Here is a 16,401-nt window from a genome sequence, read left to right as displayed (position 1 = left end):
TCCACCCCCGCCACCGCCGCCGGTCGCCACCGTCGCGCCCGACGGCCGGGAGATCCCGCCACGCCGGCTTGATCCCGCGGGAGGCGATCCGCTGGACAAGTTGCAACAGGTGCTGCAGGACGCCGCGTCCCCGTAAGACTCTGGCAGGCTTTTGGCATGAGCGAACCGTGCCCGTGTGGCAGCGACAACAGCTATAACGCCTGCTGCGCGCCGCTTCACGAGGGTGGGTCGCAGGCCCGGACAGCCGAGGAATTGATGCGGTCTCGGTACTCGGCATTCGCCTACCGTGACGCCGACTACCTGTTCCGCACGTGGCACCCGCGCACCCGCCCGGCCGACGTGACCGTCGACCCGGGCATCACCTGGACCGGCTTACGGGTGATCGACACCCTGGCGGGTGGGCCGGGCGACGATTCCGGGGAAGTGGAATTCACCGCCCGCTACGAGTCCGGGGGCCGCGCCGGAAAACTGCATGAGCGCAGCCGCTTCGAACGCCGGGCCGGCCGATGGTTCTACCTCGACGCCGTGGACGATTCGTAGCGGCGCTCCACGTCGTTCTGCCTTGGAGCGAGTGACGGGATTTGAACCCGTGTATACGGCTTTGCAGGCCGCTGCCTAACCACTCAGCCACACCCGCACAACTCGCAACCATGCCAGCGGACGCGGGCATAGCCCAGTCTTTTACTCGGCCCGATCATTTCGGAGAGGCGTCGGCCGTTGACGGCGTCCTACAGATGAGGAATGCCGGGCACCGGGATGTGCGGGACGGGCAGGGCCGGCGGCCCGGCGGGGATTGGGGGACGTAGGGCGGGGATCGGAGGAGCGGGTGCGCCTGGCGCAGGTCCGGCCGGCCCCGGAAACCGGGGCGGCGGCAGGGGCAATCCGGGAGGGGGCGCCGGAAGCGCAGGCGGGGCAGCAGGCGCTGGTGCCGCGGGCGCCGGCGCAACACCTGCCGGCGCCGGTGCCGGTGTCGGAGCGTTGGCAGGTGCGGGCGCGGCCGGCGCGACGACGCGTGCGCCGATTTGCGGTCTGGTGTCGGCGTGCGGTCGAATCGCGATCGCCAACGCGATGACGAGGGCCAGGACGCCGCCGACAAATAACGCCAACACGCTCAACGCCACCAAGAACGGCCGAGTGGCCCGCTGCTCGAACGGCGGAGCACCGAAGCCGGTCCCCGTGCCGGCTGGCGGGTCGTCGACCGACGCGGGATAGGCGCCGGTGCCGAACGCGCCGGCCTCCGCGGGGTCGGCGCTATAGGCCAACGCCTCAGCACCACGTTCCACGGTGGCGGCGTTGTCCGCGCCGCCGACGGCCAACGCATGGGGAACCACCGCACCGCTCGCAGGATCTTGCGCGTAAGCGATCGCTGCGGTCGAGGACGAGAACAACGGCGGATGTGCCGAGGCCAGCGCCGCGCCCCTGGCCAGCGCCAGCTCCGGCTCCTCCGGTGTGCTCAATACAAGGGAACTGGCCGCCTGCAGCTCCTCTCGGATCGCGGCGATGTCGACGCCGTCGCTGCCGACTACGAACAAACCGTCTGGCCGTCGTTCCATCGCCTCGGCATCAGCGGCCATCGCGATCAACGTGGCCAACGCCTCGTATTCGTCATCGGGGAGTTCCTGCCGGCGCACATCGGTGACCGAACCGTCGGCAGTGTCCACCACAGCCATGGTCGCGGTGGTTGGCTCAACGAACAGCAACGCGGTGTGCGCGTACCGGGTCGTATTGCCCACCGTCTGGGTCAACGCGGCCGCCGCCAGAAATGCCGAGACCAGCATGACTTTCTCGAGCCTCTGACCGGACAGCAACTCTTCCAGGGCGGCGGCCTCGGTGGCATCGGTCCACGTCACGCCGATCGAAGCCAGCTGGCAACCGGTTTCGGCCGCCGCCTCCCGCGTTCCCAGGATTGCCGAGACAACCTGACGGGGCGCCGCCTGATCTCCTCGATTTTGAGTAGGGGACACTTCGAACTCGTCCGTGTCGACCGTGGCACCGTCGGCGTGTTCCCCTTCGACCACGACCATATGGACCGCCGTGGGTGTCATCGACACACCGAGTACGGTTTCCACCGCCCCTCCCACATGGCTTGATGCGGACCCTGACCCGACTTCCAGCGTATCCCCTGATTACGCAGTCGAAGCCGGGGCGCCGTCATCAGCGGTCGAGGCGATAAGCGCCTGTCGGCGGACTACGGGCGGCCTCCCGCCGCCGGTCGCGAACGAATCAGAGTCCGATGTAGACGGCCTTGGTGTTGAAGTAGGCCTCGATGCCCTTGCGGCCGCGCTCGCCGCCCCAGCCCGACTGCTTGTGGCCGCTGATCGGCATCGACGGGTCGGCCGCCAGCGAGGAGTTCACCCAAATCTGGCCCGCGCGAAGCTCATTCACCACACGATGGGCGCGGCTGAGGTTCTCGGTCCAGATCGAGCCGGCCAGCCCGTAGTGTGTGTCGTTCGCCGCGGCGATCACCTCGTCCTCGTCGTCGAACGGGATCACACAGCCGACCGGACCGAAGATCTCCTCTTTGATGAGCCGCATGTCCGGCGTGGTGTTGGTGACGATGGTCGCCTCATAGAAGTAGCCCTTGCGGTCCATCGGCTTGCCGCCGGTGATCACCTGCGCGCCGCCGGCCACGCCGTCGTTCACGATGCCTTCCACGCGCGTGCGCTGTTTCTCGCTGATCAGCGGGCCCAGCACCGAATCGGGGTCGTCGCTGCCGCCCATCGGCAGCATCTGCGCGAATCCGGCGAGGCCCTCGACCACCTGGTCGTAGATGCCGCGCTGGACGTACATGCGCGAGGTACAGGAGCAGTTCTGCCCCGAACCGGCGAGCAGACCCATGCCGGCTCCCATGATGGCCTTATCCAGATTGGCATCGTCGAACATGATCAGCGGCGACTTTCCGCCGAGCTCGAGCGTCAGCCGCTTGAGGTTGCCCGCGGCCGCCTTCACGATCAGCCGCCCGACCTCCGTCGACCCGGTGAACGAGATTTTGTCGACGTCCGGATGCGCGGTGAGTGCCGCACCCGTCGTCTCGCCGTAGCCGGTGATCACGTTCAGGACGCCGTCGGGCAGACCCGCCTCGCGGAAGATCTCTTCCAATTTCAGCGCGGTGAGCGGCGTCTCTTCGGCGGGTTTCAGGACGGCGCTGCACCCCGCCGCGAGTGCGGGCGCGACCTTGAGCATTGCGACGAAAAACGGCCCGTTCCAAGGGATGATGAGGCCGACGACGCCGACCGGCTCGAGCTGGGTGAAGGTGTGGTACGTCTCCCAGGTGCCGAGCAGGCCGTCGGAGACGAGGTTGGCCGACTCGCCGTGGATCTTGCCGACCCAACCGGCGTAGTACTTCAGCATGTCCACCGATACCGGGATGATGTGGCCGGCGGCCGTCAGGTTCATGCCATTGTCTTGGGCCTCGAGCGCGGCCAGCTCGTCTTTGCGTTCCTCGATGATGCGCGCGGCGCGGAAGAGGACGTTGGCGCGGTGCGACGCCGGGGCCTTGCGCCACACGCCCGACTCGAAGGTCTCGCGCGCCCGGGCCACCGCCGCGTCGACGGCCGCCTGGTCCGAATCGGGGACCTCCGCGATCTGCTCCTCGTTGGACGGGTTGAAGACCGCAATGGTGTTACTCAATGTTCCTCGTGGCCCTTCACTCGCGGGAAATACTGTCGTCGCGCGACAGAGGTTACGCGCTTAACCATAGGGTGTCCAGTACGCCTGGGCGTCACGCGGGGCGCCAGATGCAGGCGGATTGCGCTGGTCACCGGGCTGTCGACACCGGACCGGCGATTTGGTGGCCGCGGGTTTGAAGCCGGCCCGCGCCGCCGCGAATTGGCGGCTAGATTACCCGTATGCGGGTTTTTCGCCTGTTCGGCGTAGTCCTGGCAATTCTCACGGCGGGTCTGCTGTGGGCATCTCCCGCCGGGGCGCAACCGCCGTCCAAGCTCACCGATCACATCACCGACAGCACCGGGGTGTTGACGGCGTCCGACCGGGCGGCGGTCAGCGCCGCCATCGACCGGCTCGACCGCGACCGCCACATCCAACTGTGGGTGGTCTACGTCGACAACTTCAACAGGTTCAAACCCGACAACTGGGCCGACCGAACCCGCAGTGCCAGCGGGTTGGGCGACCACGACGTGCTGCTGGCCGTGGCCACGAACACCAAGCTGTACGCATTCAGCGTGCCGCCACAGGTGCAAGGCCTGACGCCGGCCGAGCTGAACAGCTTGCAAACCAACCAGATTGAACCGGTACTGGGCGCGAAGAATTGGGGCGGCGCCGCGGTCGCCGCGGCCGACGGGTTGGACAAATCGACAAGCTCGGCAAAGGCGGCGAGCTCGTCGAAGCCGATCTGGCCGCTGATCGCTATCGGCGTCATCGTGGTCGTGCTTCTGATCGCATTGCTTTTGGTGCTGTTGCGTGCACGCCGCCGCAGGCGCGCCGCCCGCAGCGGTGCACAGCTGGACATTGGCGCGGGCGATCATGCGGTGCAGCAGGCGTTGTACGTCGCGGATGCCAGAGTGCGTCAAATCTCCGATTATGTAGCCAGGTATCGCTCCAACATCGGCTCCGAGGCCCAGGCGCGGCTCGATGAGGCGAAACGGCACCTGGCGGCCGCGCACGGCGTGGAAACGAGCAACGACGGCGACGCCGTTGCCTACGCCAACAGGGCATCGACGTTGGCTGCTCAGGCGCAAAGCCTGGCCAACGGCGACGTTCTGGAAGCGCACCGCACGCCGCGCCGACGAGGCAGCACGTCTACCCGGTGATCGGCCTGATCCGCCAAACCAAAAGGCGCGCAGATCATTTGGTGGTGGACTACAGGAGCCGGCGGTAGGCGGCACGCAGCAGCGTCAGCGTCTGCTCGACGGTCTCCTCCGTATCCCGCGTCGCGTCGACCCGCAGAAGGGACGGCTGCTGCTCGGGAGGCGTGAACGCGGCCCGCAGCTCGGGCCACAGCTCGATCCGCGCATCCGAGACAACACCTTGCTCGCTAGCGCGCCGCTCGAGTCGGGCGATCAGGGTCGCGTCGTCCGCCTCGCACAGCACGACGTGCAGGTCGGCGCCGAGGCGGTGCGCCAGTTGCTGGATTTGGGACCGCTCGCGCGGATTGCCGAATGTCGCATCGACGACCACGCCGCGGCCGCGCCGTAACCAGCGCGCGGCGTCGCGACGCAGCGCGGCATAGGTGCTGCGCGTCATGGCCGGATCGTAGAGCCCCGAGCCGAATTCATCGTTACCGCGGCGAGTGGGCTCAATGCCCGCCATTCTCTTGCGCGCCACATCTGACGAGAGGTGCACCAACCCCAATCGGCCGGCAAGCGCGCGCGCCAGGGTGGTCTTGCCGCTTGCCGGCAAACCCATGGTGACCACCATCGGTCGGTGAGGTAGCCCACCCGCGTGCGCCCACGCCAAATCGAAATACGCCCGCGATTCGGCGACGAGCTGACGGGCTTCACCACCGAATGCCTGTTCGGCCTGTGCTAGACGCAGGCTGCGGACCTTGCCACGCACGTAGGCCCGGTAGCAGGTATAGAAGTCCAGCAGGCTGACCAGTCCGTCATCACCGCTGGCGCGCACATAGGAATCTACGAACCCCCACGCCAGGTCAGCGCGGCCGTGGTACTCGAAATCCATTGCCAGAAAAGCCACTTCCGAGGCCAGGTCGGCGCACCGATAGCGCGGCGCGAACTGCAAGCTGTCGAACAGCAGGATCTGGCCGTCATCGATGCAGATGCTGGCGGCGTGCAGGTCGCCGTGGCCGTCCCGCACGTGCCCGTCGGCTACGCGCCGCTCGAGCAACGACGCCTGCTCCTGCATGAACTGGTCGACGTAGGTTCGGATGTCCTCGTTGACGTCGCTCGAAATGGTTCGACCGACGAAAGGGCTTATCTGGTCGAAGTTCTCCCGCCAGTTCGCGATCACACTGGAAGGTCGCCCGTATGCGTCGATGTCGGGACCCGTTTCGGCCTGACTGTGCAGCTTGGCCAGCGTACGGCCGATTCGTCGCGCGAGATGCATGTCGACGTCGCCGCGGGCGAGCTTGGCCGGCAGCATGCCCTCTTCGGGCAGACGCCGCATCCATACGGCCGGCTCGCCCGACCCGGGTTCGCCGTCTACCCGGTAATGGCCGTCCCGCTCGGTGACTTCGACGATTCCCAGATACATCTGGGGACTGAACCGCCGATTGAGTCGCAGCTCCTCTTCGCAGTCGGCGCGACGCCGCTCCACGCTGGTGAAGTCGAGGAAACCCAGGTTTACCGGCTTCTTGAGCTTGTAGGCATAGGCGCCGGCGAGAAAGACCCACGAGCTGTGCGTCTCGTGGAGACGTATGTCGAAGGCCGGCGGGTCGTAGGCATCGGGTCGCAGCAAATCGGCGACGATTCGCGGGTGGCCGTCGGGTCCGGCCGGGTCGAAGGCATGCGTCATGGTCTCGCCGAACGATTGCAGGCGGTTCGGGTAGCCGTCAAGGGCTTTCGTATCCTGGCCGAACGCCGGCGGGCAAGGTTGTGCGCGTGACGCCGGCGCCATCGAAGGTGAAGGCATGGGTGGGATAGCGCAGGGGCTCAACGGTGCCGTCCGGGTGGGCGATGACGCCTCCGCCGGACGGGATGCCTAGCCCGGTGGTCGTTCCCTTGAGCGTCTGAATTGCCCGCGACAGCCGGGCCCACTCGGCTCGCTCATCGTGGGCGTCGATAACCAGGGGGATCAGATCGAACATGCCGAGTACTTCCGTCTCCTCGGTATCCGATGTGTCGACGATGCCATACCGTCCGAGCTGGACCGCACCGGCCGAAATTCCCACTAGGACAGCCCCTCTCACATATCGATCCAGGATCACGTCCTTCATGCCGGTTTTCTCGAACGTGTTCCAGCCAAGACGCACATCGCCGCCCGCGAGGAGGATTAACCGGGCACGCTCCAGGAATGCGCGGTCGTCCGGTCCGAACGACGAACCGATCATCCGGCGATCGGTGATTCCCGCCGCATCCATCGCCGCTTCGAAGATTTCGTAGAACTCCGGACGGTCGCCGTTGGAGGCCCCGACGTACGCTGCGCTCGGTGGCTCGTTCGTATCAAGGGCAGTTTCGAGAAGTAATTTGCCGTCGTGCTTCCAGAACAGCAGCTGGCTGTCCGCCAGCAGATAGAGCGGTTGAGGTTGTGGCGCCGTCACTTTGGCTGATCTTTGCCGGCGAGTTCTTCGAACCTCGCGAGCGCGGCATCGAGATCCGCCTCGTCGAAGATTTCGCAGCGGTCAACCATGCCGCTCTGCAAAGTCACAAGGTGGACTCCGCGCCACTCCGCGTGCAGACCCGCGTTTGAGGTCCCCTCCGCAGCATGGGTGACGACCGCTGCGCGGTCACTTAACCGGTGCACCGCCTCGACGTAACCCTTGAGGTCTGGTATGAGATTCCAAGCGGCATCAAGGTTTTTGGACAAATCGCCCGCGTCTATCGTCGCGTGCAACGGGCGTTCGACGATCACGTAATCCGGTGCAGCCGGTGGGAGTTCGTGCCGGTTAAGCGCGGCGTAGCCCGCGGTGATCACCGACCACGTGTCAGCGTGGGCAGCCGCTTCGCCTGCAAGATAGCGACGTTCGAGTTCCCCTATGGCGGCGTCCATGTCATCGACATCGAACGCGAGCTGCGCCGCAATCCGCTCGTCGGTGTCGATCTCGGCGACGATGAGCATGTCGCTGCTGAACTCCCCGTATTGCTGATTTCGGTTCGGAGAGCAGATCCGAGTGAGGGCGAGGTGCTCCCCGCGGGTCGCGATGACGGCCCACGCTACGGGCGCGGCATCGGCGAGGGCTCGCAGGTTTGCCATAACGACATCGCGACCGTCCCAGAACCCGGAACTCGTCACGCGACGGCGATCGTCGACGAAACTGTCGTCACTCAGGATCTCGGCTATCGCCGCCCAGTTGCGGTCCCGGAAATACGCAAAGTCCCGGTCAAGCACCCGGCTTGCCGCATTCTCCAGCCGCACCGGTGGCTGGAGCTCTTCGAACCTCGCGACTGCGGCATCGAGGTCGGCCTCGTCGAAGACTTCGACGCGGTTGATCAGGTCGCCTATGACGGCGAACAGCACGATCATCCGCGTCTCCGTGTCGAAGCCCTCTTGCGAGCTCATTTTCAGCACCTCGGTGAAGAGGGCTCCGCGTTCGCTCAGTTGATGCACGGCCTCGATGTAGACGCTGGAATCCGACGTGATGTCCCATACGGCACGAATAGATGCGGCCAGATCAGCGCCCTCGCTTGATACGAGCGGCCGATGATCGATGTAAATCGGGTCCGGCGTCGTCGCGGGAAGTTCGTGACGATTGAATCGGGCGGCCACACCGGAAATCACCGACCACGTGTTTGCGTAGGCGGCCGCCTCGCCGGCGAGGTAGCGCGCGTCGAGCTCCTCGATGGCGCCGGTTGCGTCATCGAGGTCGAACAGGACATGCGCCGTCATCCGGCCGTCGGTGCCAACTTCGGCGACGCCGAGCATCTCGACGCCGAACTCTTCATGTCGTAGGTCATGGTTCGGGGCGCAGATATGAACCAGGGCAAGGCGATCCCCGCGGGTCGCCACGACGGCGGACGTTATGGTCGGCGCCACCTCCGCGAGAGCTCGCATGTTTGCGACCATGACGTCACGGCCGTGCCACACTCCGATATTCACCACGCGGCGGCGGTCGTCGACAAAACTGCCATCGGCCAGAATCTCGGTCATCGCCTCCCAATCGCGAGCCCCGAAGTAACCAAAAAATCGGTCATCCGCTTGGCTTGCCGCATTTTCCAGCCGCCGTGTTTGCGCGTGCAGTTCGTCAAAACGAGTGAGCGCGACGTCGAGGTCGGCGTCGTCGAAAACTTCGACTCGGTTGATCTGGTCGCCATCAACCATCAAGATGCTGACCTCGCGCCACTCGGCCTCGAACCCGTCGGGCGAGCTCCCGCGCGCAGCGTGAGTGACGACTGCGCCTTCCGGTGCCAGCCGATGCACCGCCGCGATGTGGATGGTGAGGTCAGGTGTCTGATCCAGGGCGCTACGGAGAAATTCGGTCAGGTCGCCGGGCGCCATCGCTGCCCCGCACCGATGGTCGATGTCCTCGAAATCCTCGGTCAATGAGAAGAGTTGGCCGCGACCGATGGCAGCGTAGGCCGCGACGATAGCCGACCATGTACGGGCGTGCGCGGCCGCTTCGCCCGCGAGGTACCGAGCCTCGAGTTCCTCACAGGCGGCGTCGAGGTCGTCGACGTCGAAAAAGATGTGGGCCGCAATCCGCCCGGCGGAGTCGATCTCGGCGATCCCCAGTATCTCGACGGCGAATTCCCCGCGCCGTGAGCCGGGGTTGAAGGAGTGGATGCGAATGAGGGCGAGGCGTTCCCCGCGGGTGGCGGTTACTGTCAACGCCACGTGCGCGAGACCCTCTTCCAGGGCGCGCATGTTCGCGATCACGTCATCGCGACCGTCCCACGAGCCGACATTCACCACTCGCCGGCGATCGTTGACGTAACTATTGTCGGCCAGGACCTCGGCTACGGCCGCCCAATCGCGCACCGCTGAGTCCGCAAAGAGTTGGTGTTCCGCCCGGCTTGCTGCATTCTCCAGCCGCTGCGCCGGGCGGTGCAGCTCGTCAAATCGAGCGAGGGCGACGTCCAGGTCTTCTTGGTCGAAGACTTCACAACGGTTGATCAGGTCCCCGTCCACCGTCAGAAGGGTGACCTCGAGCCACTCGGCGTCGAAGCCGTCCGGCGACGTCCCGTGTGTCGACTGGGTGACGACTGCTCCGTGATCGCCCAGCCGATGCACCGCAACGACGTAGATCTTGGCTTTCGGCGCCACCTGCCAGGTGGCGTGGATGTAAGGGACCAAGTCGCCGGACGAGAACGCACGTCCTCGCCGGTGGTCGAGATTGACCCAGTCTGGCGTCGTCAAGGGAAGCCTGTGCTCGTTGAATGCAGTGAAATTTCGCAACAGAGTCGACCAGGTATGCCGATGGGCGGCTGCTTCTCCTGCCAGGTAACGTGTTTCGAGTTCCTCGGTAGCAGCGTCGATGTCGTCGGGATCGAAAATCACCACAGCCGCGCATCGGTCGTCGTCGTTGACCTGCACGACGGAAACTGCCGCGGCTTGGAACGCCGCGGGCAGCGAATCTTGACTTGCGAAGGTGAAGCGGAGGAGCACGAGGCCCTCCCCGCGGGTCGCAACGACGGCCGCTTGCATATCAGATTGCCAAACCTCGGCGGTGACACGCCAATTCGCCATCTCGACATCGCGACCGTGTCGGATTCCGGCGTTTATGCCTCGTCGGCGGTCGTCCGAGCGAAAATCCTCATCGATGAGGTTCGCCATGGCATCCCAGTCGCGTGCCGCAAAATGCGCCAGGAATTGCTCAACCGCTCGGCTCGCCCTGTTCTCTGACCGCGACGCCTTCGGGTGAAGCTGTTCGAACCGCGCGATCGCGGCGTCTAAGTCGTTCTCGTCGAATACTTCGCAACGCGCGAGTCGGTCTTGATCGACAATGAGAAGCATCACCATGCGCCATTCGACCCCCAGGCCATCTCGCGAGGAACCGTGTGCTTTGTTGGTGATCACCGCCCCGAAATCGCTGAGCCGATGCACGGTGTCGATGTGAACATGGAAATCCGGCGTGAGGTCGAACAGGGTGTGGATGGCCGGAGTCATATCGCTGGCGGCGAACGGTGTACCTCGCCGGTGGTCGATGGTCACCCAGTCCTCGGGGGGAAGTACTCGCCGGTTGAACATCGCGTGCACGCCCGCCACCACAGACCACGCAACCGCATGAGCGGCCGCTTCGCCCGCCACGTAACGGGCGTCGAGTTCGCTGAACGCCGCGTCGATGTCATCGAGGTCGAACACGATGCGCGCGACGGCCCGGCCGTCGGCGTCGAGTTCTAGGACGTCGAAGCCGACGGCGTAAAACCGCTCGGGTCCCCCGTCCGGGCCCGAGATTCGGACACAACTGAGGACCAGGCGCGTGCCGCGAGTCGCAATGACTTCTGTCGTCACGTCGATGCCGAGATCGGCCAGTGCCGAGATCTCCTCGAGCACAGCCTTTTTACCCGGTCGGAGGCCGGAGTTGACGACGCGACGACGGTCGTCGGTGCAAACGTCGTCGGCGAACATCTCGGCGACGGCTGGCAAGTCACGAGCTGCGTATGCCGCCTTGAATCGCTCGTAGAGCCGGCTTGCCGCATTCTCCAGCCGGCGCGCCGGCGCCTGAACCGCCTCGAAACCGGCGAGAGCGGCGTCCAGGTCCGACTCGTCGAAGACTTCCAAACGGTCGATGAGGCCGCCCCTGATGGTGAGAACGTTGATCCCGCGCCACTCGGCTTTGAAGCCGTCCTCGGACGTTTCATGCGTCACGGAGGTGACCACAGCCCCTAGGTCGCTCAGCTGATGCGCCGCCTCGATGTAATTGCGAAATTCATGCGTGGCGTTCCAGTTGGCCAGCAGGGAAGGCAATTCACCAGGCGCGAAGGACGGCCCTCGTCGGTGGTCGATATTCACCCAATCTGGTGTTGTCCTCGGCTGCTGACGCTGATTGAGCGCGGCGTAGGCCCGGGTGATCGCCGACCAGGTGCTGGCGTGGGACGACGCTTCGCCGGCGAGGTAACGCGCCTCGAGTTCGGCGACGGCGGCATCGAAGTCGTCGGTGTCGAACGCGACATGAGCTGCTAACCGCTCGCTGGTGTCGATCTCAACGACGCTGAGAAACGCGAGACGAAATGCCTCAGACTGTGAACCCTGCCCAACGATGGACGTACGACACATCGCGAGGCGCTCGCCGCGGGTGGCGACGACGGTCGCTGTGATCTTCTCGCCGCCGAGTTTTGCGAAGGCTTGACCGTTCGCGATCTCGACATCGCGGCCGCGTCGGATTCCGGAGTTCACTGTGTGTCGACGATCGTCGTTGATCATGTTCTCCGCCATGATATTTGCCATGGAGTCCCAGTCGCGGGTCGTGAAGTTTGCGTTCACGCGGTCGTACACTTGGCTCGCCGTGTTCTCCAACGGTTTGTCCCCGGCGAGGTAGCGCGCATCAAGCTCTGCGATGGCGGCATCGAAATCGTCGACGTCGAACACTACACGTGTCACGATCCGCTCGTCCGCGTCGATCTCGACAACTTCGAAAGCGTCAGTGTGGAAGGCCTCGGGACGCTGGTCGCGGCCCGAAGTTCGGATCCGGCTGCAGACGAGGCGCTGACCGCGGATAGCGATGACATCCGAGGTTGCGTTCGTAACGCCGATCGCCACAAGTGCCCGTGCCTCGGCAGTCATGGCGTCCCGGCCTTGCCGCAATCCCATACCGACGATCCGCCGGCGATCGTCGTGTGAAACGTTGTCGGCCAGGCCTTGAGTCAGCCCCTCCCAGTCACGGGCCTCGAAACACGCCTGGAACCGTTTGTTCACACGGCTTGCCACATTTTCCAACTGCGCTGCCGGCCGGGTCAGCTGCTCGAACTTCGCGATCGCGGTGTCGACATCCGAGTCGTCGAAAACCTCAGTGCGGTTGATCATGTCGCCTTCGACCGTGAAAACGGCGATCCCACGCCACTCTGCACGCAAGCCCTCTCGCGAAGTCTCATGCGCCGCGTAGGTGACGATTGCTCCGGCGTCGTCCAGCCGATGCACTCGCTCAACGTAGACGTTGATGTTTTGCTTCGCGTCCAACCCCGCGCGGATGTAATCGTTCACATCCCCGGGCCCGAACGCGGTCTCCCGTCGGTGGTCGACGTTGACGCAGTCCGCTGTGGTCAACGGCAATTCGTGTCGGTTGAGCGCGGCGTAACTACGGGCTACGGCCGACCACGTGCGCGCGTGGGCCGCCGCTTCGCCGGCGAGGTAGTGGGCATCGACTTCGGCTACGGCGGCATCGATGTGTTCGAGGTCGTACGAGACGACCTTCGCGATCCGGTCGTCGGCGTCGATCTCGACCACGTTCAGGGCATCGTTCTGGATCGCGCCGGGGTCGGTGCCGGCGGCGCGGGTTCGTGCGAGCACCAGACGTTCTCCGCGGATTGCAATCGCGTCTACCATGGAGATCGAGAATCCGACTTCCGCAGCCGCCTGCAGGTCTCTGATCACTTCCTCCCGACCGTGCTGAGTTTCGGCACTGACGATTCGTCGGTGATCGGTTCCCACGTAGGTGTCGGCGACCGTTTGAGCCATGGCTTCCCAGTCCCGAGCCGCGAAGTGCGACCAGACGTGCTCGAACACGCGCGCGGCCGTGTTTTCCAATCGCGATGCCGGCCGGCTGAGCTGTTCGAGTCTTCCGATCGCGGAGTCGAGGTCGGCCTCGTCGAACATCTCGCAGCGGTTGACCATGTCGCCCTCAACCGTCGAAAGGGCAAGTTGCCGCCATTCGGCGTCGACGCCCTCTTGCGAAACGCCATGCGACGCAGCGCTGCAGACCGCTCCGAGATCGGTCAACCGGTGTACAACCGCGACGTACGGCCGGATCTCTTGCCCGATGTCCCAACCGGCACGGATGCGTGCGGGAAGTTCACCGGGCGCAAACGCGGCGGTCCGCCGATGGTCCATAGTCGCGCAATCGGCCGTCAGCGCGGGGAATTCGTGCCGCCTGATCGAGGCGTACGTCGACGTGATCACCGACCACGTGTGCGCGTGCGCCGCCGCTTCGCCGGCGAGATACCGGGCATCGAGCTCGGCGATGGCAGCGTCGAAGTCGTCGAGGTCGAACGCGGCCATCGCCGCGATCCGTTCGTCGGCGTCGAGTTCGACGATTTGGAGAAAGTCGACGCGGAATGTCTCCGATTCCAAAGCGCTTCGCGCGTAGCGGGCACGGGTGAGGGCCAAGCGCGCCCCGCGGGTTGCAACGGTCTCCGAACTCGCATCCGTCACCTGTATTTCGGCGGCCGACCGGTAGTCTTCGATCGCAGCAGCCGGGCCGCGTCGGATCCCGGAACCTACCACCGAACGACGATCGTCGCCGCAATAGTCGTCGGTGAGTAGCTCGGTTATCGCGTCCCAGTTGCGGGCCTTGAAATAGGCGTGCAGGCGCTCGTATGCGACCGTCGCGGCATTTTCCAGATGATGCGTTTGCGAATGCTCGTGCTCGAGACGCGCGTAGGCCGCGTCGAGTTCGGCCATCGCTGCGTCCATGTCTTCGACGTCGAACCACACCTGTCGCACGACTTGACCATTCTCATCAATGGCGTATAGCTGGAGAAGCTCGTCGTGCGGCGCTCCCGGACTCTTGTCGACAGCACTCGTGATCAATCGAGACAGAGCCAGCCGCTCGCCTCGTGCAGCGATCATGACATGGTTGATACGCGTGACGCCGGCCTCGAGTTCACGCCTCGTCTCACGCCGCATTGCGTCAGACGGGTGGTCAACGCCGACGATCTTCCGCCGATTATCGATGGAGACATTTGGGGCGAACAGCCGCTCGAACTCATCCCAGTCCTTACGATGAACAGCGGCCATCACGCGTTCACCCACCCGCACGCATTCGCTGTCCAGCTCGACAACGGGCACCTCGGAAGGAGCCGGGGTCGGCGGCTCAGCTGGCTCGCCGAGAACGGCCCGCGCCATGTCCGCAAGCGTCGCAGCACCTTTCCGCTCATACAGGTCGACCGCTTGCTGGGCGGCGGCTCGGGCCCCGGCCGCATCGCCGGCGGCGCCCAACACCGTTGCCAGCGTGAAACATGCGTCGCCATGATCGACCAGGGCGTCGGTGCGCTCGGCCAAAGCGACTGCCTCTGAGGCAACCCGTCGGGCCGCGTCGTAATCGTTGTCGCGGGCCAGCAGATGTGCCCGAAGCGTCCGCCACGCGATCGACGCCTTCAGCGCGTGCCCGGCGAGACGCTCACTCTCCGCGCACAATTCACGAGCCTCGTCATCTCGATCCAGCGCAAGACATCCCCGGCCCAGCAGCGCGGCGGTCTCGGCGGTATCGGCGTCCAGGCCCATCCTGCGAAAGCCGTTGTAGGCCTTACGTAGATGCGGCTCAGCGGCGGCCGGGTCGTCGACGATGAGTTCGACGATACCGGCGGACTGCTCGACCTCGAGCAGCGCATGGCGCAGGCCGAGCTCGGTGACCGTGCGCCGAGCCGATTCGATCATCCGCCGGGCCGCGGCTGCGCGACCGCGAAAGGCCTCCAGCACGGCCTGGCATCGGGTCGAAGTGGCCTCGACGGCGGGGGAGTCGGTGGTGATCCGCAACAGCCGCACCACATCGAGACACCGCCCGCCCGCCCGCGGAACCGGGTTTGGGCCCCACAGCGCTGCGAGCGGCGCTCCCGCCAAAACCGCGTTCACTCGGCGGTGTTCACGCGCTCGCCGCGCCGCTGTCAGCGCGTCGTCCAGCGCGACCTCGCAGTCACCGATTCGTCCCAGACGATTGAGGCAGGCCGCCCGCACGGTGTGCGCCATGGCTTCTCCGGCGGCGTCGTCCAGTTCGGCCAGTTTGGCCGCGGCCGCGCCCAGAGCGGCCTCGACCTCGTCCAGCCGCTCGGGGTGCACCAGCATCGAGAGTTGGCCGTCGAAGCATGTCGCCCATGCCGCCAGCCGCGCCGAATCAACTGTCGCTAGCTGCAATTGGGATACCGCGCCCGCCGCCGAAGCCACGTCGCCCGCGGCCAACAGAGCCTCGCAACGCGCGATCAACAGCTCCGCGGTCTGCTCGTCGCGGTCGGGCAGCTCGTCGTCGATCTCCTCGAGCGCGTGCAGGGCCTGGTGGTAGAGGTCCGCCGCACCTTCGTAGGCGAGTCGCGCCATCGCCTGATCCGCGGCGCGCCGGCAGTAGAGGACGGCCTTGGCTGCGTTTCCGGCCCAAGCACATTCGAAATAATGGTGAGCAAGCTCGGCGAGCAGCTCGTCGTTGGCGCCGGGCAGATTCTCGAGGGTCGCGGCGATCCGCTGGTGCAATCGCATGCGCCGCACCGACGCCAGCTCGGCCAGCAGTGATTGCCGGACGATGGCGTGGTTGAACCGGTAGTAGCCGCCGGGCTCCTCAATGACGATGCCGGCTTGGCGCGCTTCGTCGAACGCGTCGACGAGGTCGCTTCCGACCACCTGCTCGACCAGCTCCAGGGCAAACCGGCTACCGACGACCGCGGCCGCCGCAAGGGCCTTGTTGGTCTCGGCCGGAAGCCGAGAAAGCCTGCGGCTCACCGCTTCCCGCACGCCCTGGGGCAGAGTGCTCTGGTCCCACACGCCGCCGCTCTCGTCGACATGGCGCAGGGCCTCGATGAGGAAGAAGGGGTTACCACCCGTAACGGAGGCCAGTGCGTGCGCGAGTTCCTCGTCGTCGTAACCTGCCTCTGCGACGTACGTGGTCACGTCCTCCTCATCGAGTCCCCCGAGGGTAAGCCGGTTGGCTGTCCCGTCGCGGTGCAGATCGGCGAGCGTCGCCGCGAGGGG

At 65.6% G+C, this 16,401-nt stretch carries 7 protein-coding genes and 1 tRNA gene; 2 read left to right on the top strand and 6 right to left on the bottom strand.

All coding sequences use genetic code 11. From position 1 onward, the window contains the following. Positions 1–156 precede the first annotated feature (156 nt). Positions 157–540: a YchJ family protein gene (locus A5708_RS24650; protein ID WP_065031123.1), complete on the top strand. Its 384-nt coding sequence runs from the start codon at positions 157–159 to the stop codon at positions 538–540. Between the two features lie 23 nt (positions 541–563). Here the strand turns inward: A5708_RS24650 and A5708_RS24645 are convergent. The 3 genes from A5708_RS24645 to A5708_RS24635 all read right to left on the bottom strand — a co-directional run bounded on the left by A5708_RS24645 (position 564) and on the right by A5708_RS24635 (position 3,630). Continuing rightward, positions 564–637, bottom strand: a tRNA-Cys gene (locus A5708_RS24645). Positions 638–728: 91 nt separating this feature from the next. Further along, the gene (locus A5708_RS24640) at positions 729–2,069 is read right to left on the bottom strand and encodes a DUF7159 family protein (RefSeq protein WP_155766176.1); all 1,341 of its coding nucleotides are present in this window, start codon (positions 2,067–2,069) and stop codon (positions 729–731) included. 154 nt (positions 2,070–2,223) lie between these two features. After that, positions 2,224–3,630 (bottom strand): aldehyde dehydrogenase family protein, encoded by a 1,407-nt coding sequence (locus tag A5708_RS24635; protein ID WP_065031121.1) that lies wholly within the window; start codon positions 3,628–3,630, stop codon positions 2,224–2,226. 218 nt (positions 3,631–3,848) lie between these two features. On the opposite strand from A5708_RS24635, the gene A5708_RS24630 reads away from it, so the two are divergent. Continuing rightward, positions 3,849–4,769, top strand: coding sequence for a TPM domain-containing protein (locus A5708_RS24630; protein ID WP_065031120.1), 921 nt, complete (start codon positions 3,849–3,851; stop codon positions 4,767–4,769). Positions 4,770–4,818: 49 nt separating this feature from the next. Here A5708_RS24630 and A5708_RS24625 read toward each other — a convergent pair whose 3' ends face one another. The 3 genes from A5708_RS24625 to A5708_RS24615 form a co-directional block, all read right to left on the bottom strand. After that, positions 4,819–6,429, bottom strand: a complete 1,611-nt coding sequence (locus tag A5708_RS24625; protein ID WP_065031124.1) for an AAA family ATPase — start codon at positions 6,427–6,429, stop codon at positions 4,819–4,821. A 37-nt stretch (positions 6,430–6,466) separates the two neighbouring features. Next, on the bottom strand, positions 6,467–7,174 hold the full coding sequence (locus tag A5708_RS24620; protein WP_065031119.1) for a Type 1 glutamine amidotransferase-like domain-containing protein: 708 nt from the start codon (positions 7,172–7,174) through the stop codon (positions 6,467–6,469). Continuing rightward, positions 7,171–16,401 (bottom strand): hypothetical protein (locus A5708_RS24615; protein WP_081293082.1); only part of this gene is annotated, 9,231 nt, incomplete at its 5' end. The genes A5708_RS24615 and A5708_RS24620, both read right to left, overlap by 4 nt.

Origin of the sequence: Mycobacterium colombiense (assembly GCF_001672755.1) — a bacterium.
Taxonomy (GTDB): domain Bacteria; phylum Actinomycetota; class Actinomycetes; order Mycobacteriales; family Mycobacteriaceae; genus Mycobacterium; species Mycobacterium colombiense_C.
Note: the sequence above shows the minus strand (reverse complement) of the source record. Positions and strands in the feature narration are given on the sequence as shown.